Annotated in this window: 10 protein-coding genes; 6 read left to right on the top strand and 4 right to left on the bottom strand. The window is 29.7% G+C overall.

Annotated features, from left to right (window positions below; genetic code table 4):
• Positions 1-276: 276 nt before the first annotated feature.
• Genes rpmH through SCHIN_RS06275 form a run of 6 tightly spaced genes read left to right on the top strand, consistent with a single transcriptional unit; the run spans position 277 to position 4698 of the window.
• The gene (gene rpmH / locus SCHIN_RS06300) at positions 277-411 is read left to right on the top strand and encodes a 50S ribosomal protein L34 (protein WP_025363633.1); all 135 of its coding nucleotides are present in this window, start codon (positions 277-279) and stop codon (positions 409-411) included.
• Between the two features lie 5 nt (positions 412-416).
• Positions 417-746, top strand: coding sequence for a ribonuclease P protein component (gene rnpA / locus SCHIN_RS06295; protein ID WP_166508777.1), 330 nt, complete (start codon positions 417-419; stop codon positions 744-746).
• A gap of 19 nt (positions 747-765) precedes the next feature.
• Positions 766-1971, top strand: coding sequence for a membrane protein insertase YidC (gene yidC / locus SCHIN_RS06290; RefSeq protein ID WP_208057186.1), 1206 nt, complete (start codon positions 766-768; stop codon positions 1969-1971).
• Positions 1949-2515 (top strand): hypothetical protein, encoded by a 567-nt coding sequence (locus tag SCHIN_RS06285; protein ID WP_166508775.1) that lies wholly within the window; start codon positions 1949-1951, stop codon positions 2513-2515. Before yidC ends, SCHIN_RS06285 begins: the two co-directional genes overlap by 23 nt.
• Positions 2516-2559: 44 nt before the next feature.
• Entirely contained in the window at positions 2560-3894 is a 1335-nt protein-coding gene (mnmE, locus tag SCHIN_RS06280) for a tRNA uridine-5-carboxymethylaminomethyl(34) synthesis GTPase MnmE (protein ID WP_166508774.1), read from the top strand.
• Between the two features lie 9 nt (positions 3895-3903).
• A complete protein-coding gene (locus SCHIN_RS06275; RefSeq protein ID WP_166508773.1) occupies positions 3904-4698 on the top strand; it encodes a TatD family hydrolase in 795 nt (264 codons plus the stop codon).
• Between the two features lie 48 nt (positions 4699-4746).
• On the opposite strand, the gene mreB (SCHIN_RS06270) is transcribed toward SCHIN_RS06275, so the two are convergent.
• The 4 genes from mreB (SCHIN_RS06270) to SCHIN_RS06255 form a co-directional block, all read right to left on the bottom strand.
• On the bottom strand, positions 4747-5805 hold the full coding sequence (mreB, locus tag SCHIN_RS06270; protein ID WP_166508772.1) for a rod shape-determining protein: 1059 nt from the start codon (positions 5803-5805) through the stop codon (positions 4747-4749).
• 181 nt (positions 5806-5986) lie between these two features.
• On the bottom strand, positions 5987-7039 hold the full coding sequence (mreB, locus tag SCHIN_RS06265; RefSeq protein ID WP_166508771.1) for a rod shape-determining protein: 1053 nt from the start codon (positions 7037-7039) through the stop codon (positions 5987-5989).
• A gap of 46 nt (positions 7040-7085) precedes the next feature.
• The gene (mreB, locus tag SCHIN_RS06260) at positions 7086-8117 is read right to left on the bottom strand and encodes a rod shape-determining protein (protein WP_166508770.1); all 1032 of its coding nucleotides are present in this window, start codon (positions 8115-8117) and stop codon (positions 7086-7088) included.
• A 153-nt stretch (positions 8118-8270) separates the two neighbouring features.
• On the bottom strand, positions 8271-8585 hold the full coding sequence (locus SCHIN_RS06255; protein WP_166508769.1) for a hypothetical protein: 315 nt from the start codon (positions 8583-8585) through the stop codon (positions 8271-8273).
• Between the last annotated feature and the right edge of the window lie 11 nt (positions 8586-8596).

Here is an 8596-nt window from a genome sequence, read left to right as displayed (position 1 = left end):
TTTGTAGTCCTCCAAATACCATAAATACATTATAAAATATTAACATTTAATAATGTGGATAACTTTTAAATCACAAGATTTTTACACATTTTTGTTAATAACTTTGAAATTATATCCTATAATTACAAGATATTTGAAAGTTTTCCACTTTTTCAAGTTATTCAACAGTTTTGTACAAAGTTATTAACAGTAATAAAATTAACTTTTTATAAAATATTGTGAAGTAATAAGATATAATTTAATATGAAGTTTTGTTTTATAAAGGAGGAAATAGCTATGAAAAGAACATGACAACCAAGTAAAATTAAGCACGCTAGAACACATGGTTTTAGAGCAAGAATGGCTACAAAAAATGGTAGAAAAGTTATCAAAGCTCGTAGAGCAAAAGGTAGAGCTAAATTAAGTGCTTAATTTTTATGAAAAATAAAAATATTATAAAAAAAAATCATCATTTTCAAAGAATAATAAGTAAAAAAAGGTTTCAAAAAGCGAGATCCTTTGTAATATATTATGTTAAAAGTGATGAGCTGAATTTTAAATACGGTGTTTCTGTAGGTAAAAAACTAGGTAATGCTGTAATTAGAAATAAAATTAAGCGACAAATTAGACAAATGGTAAGCAAAAGAATCGATAGCTTAAATAACAAAAAACTAAAAATAGTTATTATGGCAAGAAACGAATTCTTGAATAGATCATTTGAATACAATGAAAAAGAATTAGAAAAATTGCTGAATTCAATATATTAGAAAGATGAGGTGAGACTTTTTGTATAAACAAGATTATTCAAAGTATTTGAATAATAATAAAGGAAAAGGTAAAAAAACTAAAAAAGATATCGCAAAACAAATTTGAGGTTGAACAAAATTAGTATTATTTGCTTTCGTTATTATTTCAATGCTTTGAGGTTGTGTACAGATGTACCAATCAGAATTTACAGTCTCTACTGTAACTGACATGTCAGGTAACAAAATTTATGCTCCCGGTGTTTCATTTGAAATTATTATTAATAGTTTAAATGACTACGGAGGAAAAACTCACTGGTTTGTTATTAAGGATGGAAACATTTATGAATATCAACTTAAAGCAATCACAAGTTGAGGTTCTGCATTTGCAGAAACTGGTTCGCCCTTTTATGGATTCTTCGTATATCCATTAGCGTTTGTATTGGTAGGATTCATTAGAATGTTCTCAGGAACAACTGATGGAATATTGGACAGTTCAAAAGCTAATTACGGGGTATCTGCAATCTTTGCAATATTCTTTACATCAATTTTGGTTAGAGGAATAACATTGGCATTTACTTGAAAAACACAAAAAAATCAAGAAAAAATGACTTCAATGCAAGGTAAACAAGCAGAAATCCAAGAAAAATACAAAGGTTCAAACGACCCAGCAGCTAAACAAAAACAACAAATGGAGTTAATGAATTTATACAAAAAAGAAGGAATAAGCCCATTAGGTTCTATGGCAGCACAATTTATGTCAATGCCATTCCTATTTGCGATGTTCTCAATTGTAAGATCTGCAAGAGCATTAAAAGTAGCTACAGTTGGAAAGATTACTTTAATCGAACAACCATGAGCTCAAATTAAAGAAGGACATTGAATATATGCAGCATTGATCGCAGTGTACTTACCATTGCAAATAGCATCAATGATGTTACCGATGTTTTTACAAATGTTTAAAAAGACAAAAAAAGCAGAATCAGAACAACAAAAGAAATCTAAACGTAGACAATTAATCATGCAAGTGGTATTCATTGTTATGTTTATCTTCATTGTTTCTTCTATTGCTTCAGGGGTTGCTATCTACTGAATATTCTCATCTTTCTTCCAAATTTGTCAAACTCTAGCATTTCATTTTCTTAGAGAAACAAAATCAAAAAGATTTATTAAAAAAAGAGAAAAAACAATTCAAGCAGCAAAAGCAAAAGCACTTTCTGATAAAAATGCTAAAAGTGCTAAAAATTAATTCTAATAAATTTAATCACTTCTTTATGAATCATAGAGCTAAAATAAAATTAGCTCACAAAAATGAATCTAACGAAGTGATTTTCTTTTTAGAAAATAAAATAAGAATAAAATTGCTTGAAAAAACAAAAGAAGTCATACAAAACTTATTACCAGTTGAAGTAATTTCAATTGGTTGAAGTGAGTTACAACAAAAAAATATTGTTTATGTTGTGGGAGAGAAATTAGTTCCTCAAAAAACAACAATAAAAATATCAAGTATGTTGAAGTTACTTTATAAAAATCTTTTTGATCTTGAATTAAATGTAGACCTTGCAGACTACTATCAACTTTATCTTGGTGGTTTGTGAGTAAGTGAAGAAAATTTAGTTAAACTTTATTCAGAATGTTTAAGAAACAGAAAAACAATTTATACTTTACCGTTATCAAAAAGAAACAGACAAAAATATTATTATGTTGGAGCAAAACACACTTTTGTAAAAACTAAATCTGTCATATGTGGGGCGGGTAAAGCTTTAAAAATATATTATAAGATAGACAAATAGTCTATCTTATTTTTTGTTATAATAGGTTTGAAGGTAAGAAAATTATGAAACTATTTTTAGAAGATACAATAGTTGCACCCGCCACAAAAATTTCAAAACAAGCAATTTCTATAATAAGAGTTTCTGGAAACGATACTTTTAAAATTGTAAATAGTTTGCTGGATAAAGATTTGGTTGAGGACAACAAACAACAGTTAAGAAGAATATATGATAATAATATTCTAGTAGATGAATCTCTTATTTTAACTTTCACAAAGGGAAAATCATTTACTGGGGAAGACACTGTGGAGATAAATTGTCATGGTGGAGTTTTAGTTACCAATAAAATTATTAGACTTATTATTTCAAAGGGAGCAAGAATGGCACAACCTGGAGAATTTAGTCAAAGAGCTTATATGAATGGCAAGATAAGTTTATTACAAGCTGAGGGAATTAATAATTTGATAGAAGCAAAAAATGATTTGGCATTAAAAATTAATGCCAAATCAATGGCGGGTATTAATGATGATAAATTAATTTCAATTAAAGATAAATTAATAGATGTAATTTCAAAAATTCAAACATCAATTGATTATCCTGATTATGATGATATAGAAGGATCAACACCAGAAGAAATAAAAAGTGAGTTAGTTGAAGTTGATACAAAAATTGAAAAAATTTTAGACTTAAGCAAACGTGCTTTAAAAATAAATGAAGGTATAAAAACTTTAATTCTGGGTGAACCAAATGTTGGAAAGTCCTCGTTACTCAACGCCATGTTAAATGAAGAAAAAGCAATAGTAACAGACATCGAAGGGACGACGAGAGATATAGTTGAAGGAACAATTAATTTTGAAAGTTTTTCTTTAAATTTAATTGACACAGCTGGTATTAGAAATACAAATGACAAAGTAGAACAAATAGGAATTGAAAAAAGTTTAAAATTAATTGACCAAGCAGATTTGATTTTATATGTTGTTGACAACGATAATATAAATATGGAATTAGAAAAAAAATTAGAAAATAAAAACTTTATAAAAGTTTTTAATAAGTCAGATTTAAATAATAATATAAATAAGAAACCAGACATAGTTTATATAAGTGCTATCAATAATGAAATTGATGCATTGTTAGAAAAAATAAAAGAGTTGCTACAAAACGAAGAAATACTTGAGAGTGACTTACCTTTAATAACAAATATAAATTCAATTGCTCAAGTTGAAAATTTATTAGAAATTATAAAAGAAATTGTGAAAAATATTGACTTAGGATTTGACTTAGATATATTAGTGATAGAATTATATAAAGCATTAGATATTATTAACAACTTGTTAGGAGTAGTTGATGCAGATGAAGAAGTAATTGACAATATTTTCAAAAAATATTGTTTAGGAAAGTAGGAAAATTATATGGCAGGAATCTTTGATACACATACACATTTTACAGATGAAAGATACAAAGAAGAAGGTATGGAAACAAAGGAAATGATTAACGATGCTAAAGCAGTAGGGGTTGCAAACTTTTGCTGTGTAGGTTATGACGTAGAGTCTTCAAAAAAATCTGCAAAATACGCAATGGAATTTGACGAAGTATTTTGTGCTGTTGGTATTCACCCAACAGAAGCTCACACAATTAATGAGAAAGATATTAGTGAAATTGAAATTTTAGCACATGCAGACAAAACTGTAGCTATTGGTGAAATAGGTTTAGATTATTATTACACAGACGAATATGTGGAAGTTCAAAAAGAAATTTTTAGAAAACAAATTGCAATTGCATTAGACAATGATCTTGCAGTTATGTTACACCTTAGAGATAGAGATGGTTCAGACCAAGCATATCTTGATGCTCTAGAAATTTTAGAGGAAATGGAAGTTAAAAGAGCTATTGTTCATTGTTACACAAGAGGTTATGATTTAGCTCAAAAATTTGTAAGCAAAGGTTATTATATTTCAATACCTGGAGTTGTAACTTTTGACAACGCAAAAGATTTACACGAAGCTGTACAAAAATTAACAATTAACAATATTCTTGTAGAAACTGATGCACCTTATTTAACACCAGTACCACACAGAGGTAGAATAAATACTACTAAAGAAATTGTTCACACAGTTGAAAAAATTGCTAAACTAAAAAACCTAAATAAAGACGACGTTGCAGAAATAACAACTAGAAACGCCAAAAAAATCTTTAACCTACAATAGGATACAAAAAAAACAGCTTTCGCTGTTTTTTTATTAACTAAGACCAGATTAGATCAAGTTACTTTGACTACCTTTTTTAACGTCTTTTGCGTTTTTTCCATAGTAATCATTTTCAATACGTTTATTAATTGTTTTTTGGAATAATTTTGCTCCCTCAACAACTCCAGCTAATGGGTTTGGTGAGATTTTACATGGTACTGAGAAGATTCCATTAAAGTATTCTTTGATTCCTCTAATTTTTGCTCCTCCACCACAAATCATAAATCCGTTTGAGATAATATCTCCAGCTAATTCTGGTGGTGTGTTTTCCATTAATTCAATTAATAAGTCAGTAATTCTACTGAATGAGTTTACAAGTACATTTCTAATTTCTTCTGAACTAATAATAGCTTCTTTTGGTAAACCAGAAACGATATCTCTACCAAATACTGACATAGTTCTTTCACCTTTGTATTTTGCTAAAGAACCTAATTCCATTTTGATATTTTCAGCTGTTCTTTCCCCAATTGTTACATTGTATTCAGAACGAATGTATTTTTTGATTTCTTCGTCAAATGCATTTCCAGCAACTTTAACAGATCTTGAGATAACGATATCTCCTGCTGAAATAATAGCAATATCAGTAGTTCCTCCACCGATATCAATAACAACATTACCTTTTGGTACATCGATATTTAATCCAGCTCCTAATGCAGCCATTTTAACTTCTTCTTCAACGATAACTATTTCTGCTCCCATGTCGTAAGCAACTTGTTTTAAAGCATCACGCTCTAATTCAGTAACTTCACTAGGACATGCTAGTAAAATAATTGAGTTTTTTCAGTCATTTAACATTTTTAGTTTTGAAAAAACATGTTTTAATAAGTCTTTTGCAGCTTCTAAATCTGTAATAACTCCATCTCTAATTGGTACTACCATTCTGATGTTTTCGTGAGTTTTACCTAACATGTCATAAGCTTCGTGTCCTAAAGCTGTTAGACTGTTTGTGATATTGTCGTATGCCATAATTGATGGTTCGTTATAAACGATTCCTTGTCTTCCAACAAATGCAAGAATATTGCTTGTTCCTAAATCCAAGGCGATAAATGTACGATCTTCAAATTTCATAATCTTCCTCCTGGTCATATTTAATATGTAATCATATTATACATTGTTGTTTATCATAAAGCAAACACTTTACTTTAAACAAATTCGATATAGTGCCTTTTTATGGGCATTATGGCCCTAAAAAAAGTCAATATTTATGAGGTTTATTTGGTGTATGTTTATTAAAAAAATAGTCATAAGACTATTTTTTTAATGTTTGTAAGTAAGTTCCTTGAGAATCTTTGTAGAAACCTTCTTCGATTTTTCTTAGAATTATTTTTTCATAAGCTTTTGTACCTTCAATAACACAGTCCAATGGACTTGCAGCTATTCTTGTAGGTAATTGGAAGATATCATGGAAGTATTTGTCAGCATTTCTAACTAACGCACCCCCACCACAAAGAACCATTCCGTTTTTCATGATGTCCCCAGCTAATTCTGGTGGTGTGTTTTCTAATACTTCAATTACAAGGTCTGTAATTCTTCCAAAAGCTCCAAGTAAAATGTTTCTTATTTCTTCTGAATTTACTTTTGCTTCTTTTGGTAATCCTGAAACGATATCTCTTCCATAAATTTGCATTGAACGTTCGTTTGGATATTTAACTAAAGATCCAATGTTCTTTTTAATATTTTCAGCAGTTGTTGAACCAATTGCAATATTATATTCTGCTCTAACAAATTTTAGAATTTCTTCATTAAAGTAATTACCAGCAACTTTAACAGATCTAGAAAGAACTATGTCTCCTGACGCAATAATGGCAATATCAGTAGTTCCACCACCAATATCAACAATTAAGTTACCTGAAGGAAGTTCGATATTTACACCAGCACCAAGTGCTGACATTTTAACTTCTTCTTCAACGACAACAAGATCTGCTCCCATGTCTTTTGCAACTAATTTTAAAGCATCACGCTCTAATTCAGTAACTCCACTTGGACAAGCCAGTACAACTACTGAATTTTTTCAAAAGTTCATCATTTTTAATCTATCAAAAATGTGTTCTAATAAGTCTTTTGCAGCATCTAAGTCTGCAATAACCCCATCAACTAATGGTGTAACCATTCTGATGTTGTCATTTGTTTTTCCGACCATATCATATGCTTCTTCACCGATAGCAATCAATTTATTTAAATTGTTATCATAAGCCATAATACTTGGCTGATTATAAACAATTCCCTGTCCCGATACATACGCCAAAACGTTTGCTGTACCAAGATCTAGGGAAATGAAAGGTCTGGTTGATTCTACATACATAAATAAACCTCCTTTTTTGTTTTAACTGATATTAAACAAAAGGGAATTATCTACCCATGATGTCATCATGTAATCTTTGAGCTTTAATAATTTCTCAGATTTCTGATTCGAATTTTTTAGTTCCGTTAATAACGGCTAATAATGGTTGTTCACCAATTTTTGTTGGTAATTGTAATGTATCTGCGAAGTATTTGTCGATTCCTCTAATCAAGGCTCCTCCTCCACAAATAGTAATACCATTTCTAAAGATATCTCCAGCTAATTCTGGTGGTGTATCTTCTAAAACTTGAACTGTTAGGTCAATAATTCTTGATACTGGTACTTTTAGTACTTCTCTTACTTCTTCAGGAGTAATTTCGATTTCTCTTGGTAATCCTGAAACAACGTCACGTCCGTATACTTTCATACGTCTTTCGTCTGGGTATTTTGATAATGATCCAACGTTAACTTTAATTGATTCCGCTGTTTTTGAACCAATTTCTAGTCCGTATTGTGATCTAATGAATTTTTGACATTCATCATTTAAGTAGTTTCCAGCAACTTTAATTGATTTTGATAGAACGATATCTCCTGATGCTAATACAGCAATATCAGTAGTTCCCCCACCCATATCAACGATTAGGTTTCCTGTTGGAGCATAAATATTTACCCCTCCACCTAAAGCAGCCATTTTAACTTCTTCTTCAACGAAAACTTGGTCTGCACCTAAGTTTACAGCAATTTTTTTAAGAGCAGTTTTTTCCAATTCAGTAATAACTGATGGACATGCTAATAACATAATTGAGTGTCTTAATTGTTTTGTAATTCTTAATTTTGTAAAAATATATCTTAATTGAGCTTCTGTAGCTCTAATGTCAGTAATAACTCCGTCAACCATAGGTCTTACAACTCTAATAGTTTTGTTTCCTTTACCGATCATTTTGTAAGCTTCATCCCCTACAGCAACGATTTTATTTTCTTTAATTCTGTATGCAACGATTGAAGGTTCGTTATAAACAATACCTTGTCCAGCGATGTAAACAAGAGTATTGGCAGTACCTAAGTCCATTGATACGAATGTTGGTTTTTTGTTTGCCATTGTTCCCAATCTCCTTTTTCTAATTTTTTATTTAAGTAGAATTACGTGGCTCTATTTATGAGTAGAGTACATAATCTAGAAAGATTATAACAAAAAAGAAGACAAATTTCAATAGAAAATTGTCTTCCGTCATTTATTTAATTATAGCAAATTTTAATACATCATATACAATTCTTTTAAAAAATGATCCATTTCTTCTCTTTCTTCTTCTTTGACTACTTTTTTACTGTAATCTTTTTCCATTTGTTCAAAATCATAATAATCTTTTGACATTCTGTGCATGAAAGCTTTATATTGTCTTTTGTTATCAAAATCAAAAAAGTAGAAACAAACTGTACATTTTCAAATGTTATCACGAACATCTAGACCGATAACTTTATGAGAACAATCTATAAAAGAATTATTGTAATAAATTTTTTCAACGTTTGGAATTAGGTTTTTATCCAATTCAAATAATTTTTTCTTCATAGTCGCCCTCC

Origin of the sequence: Spiroplasma chinense (assembly GCF_008086545.1) — a bacterium.
GTDB classification, from domain to species: Bacteria; Bacillota_I; Bacilli_A; order Mycoplasmatales; family Mycoplasmataceae; genus Spiroplasma_A; species Spiroplasma_A chinense.
This window is presented reverse-complemented; position numbering and strand designations above follow the sequence as displayed.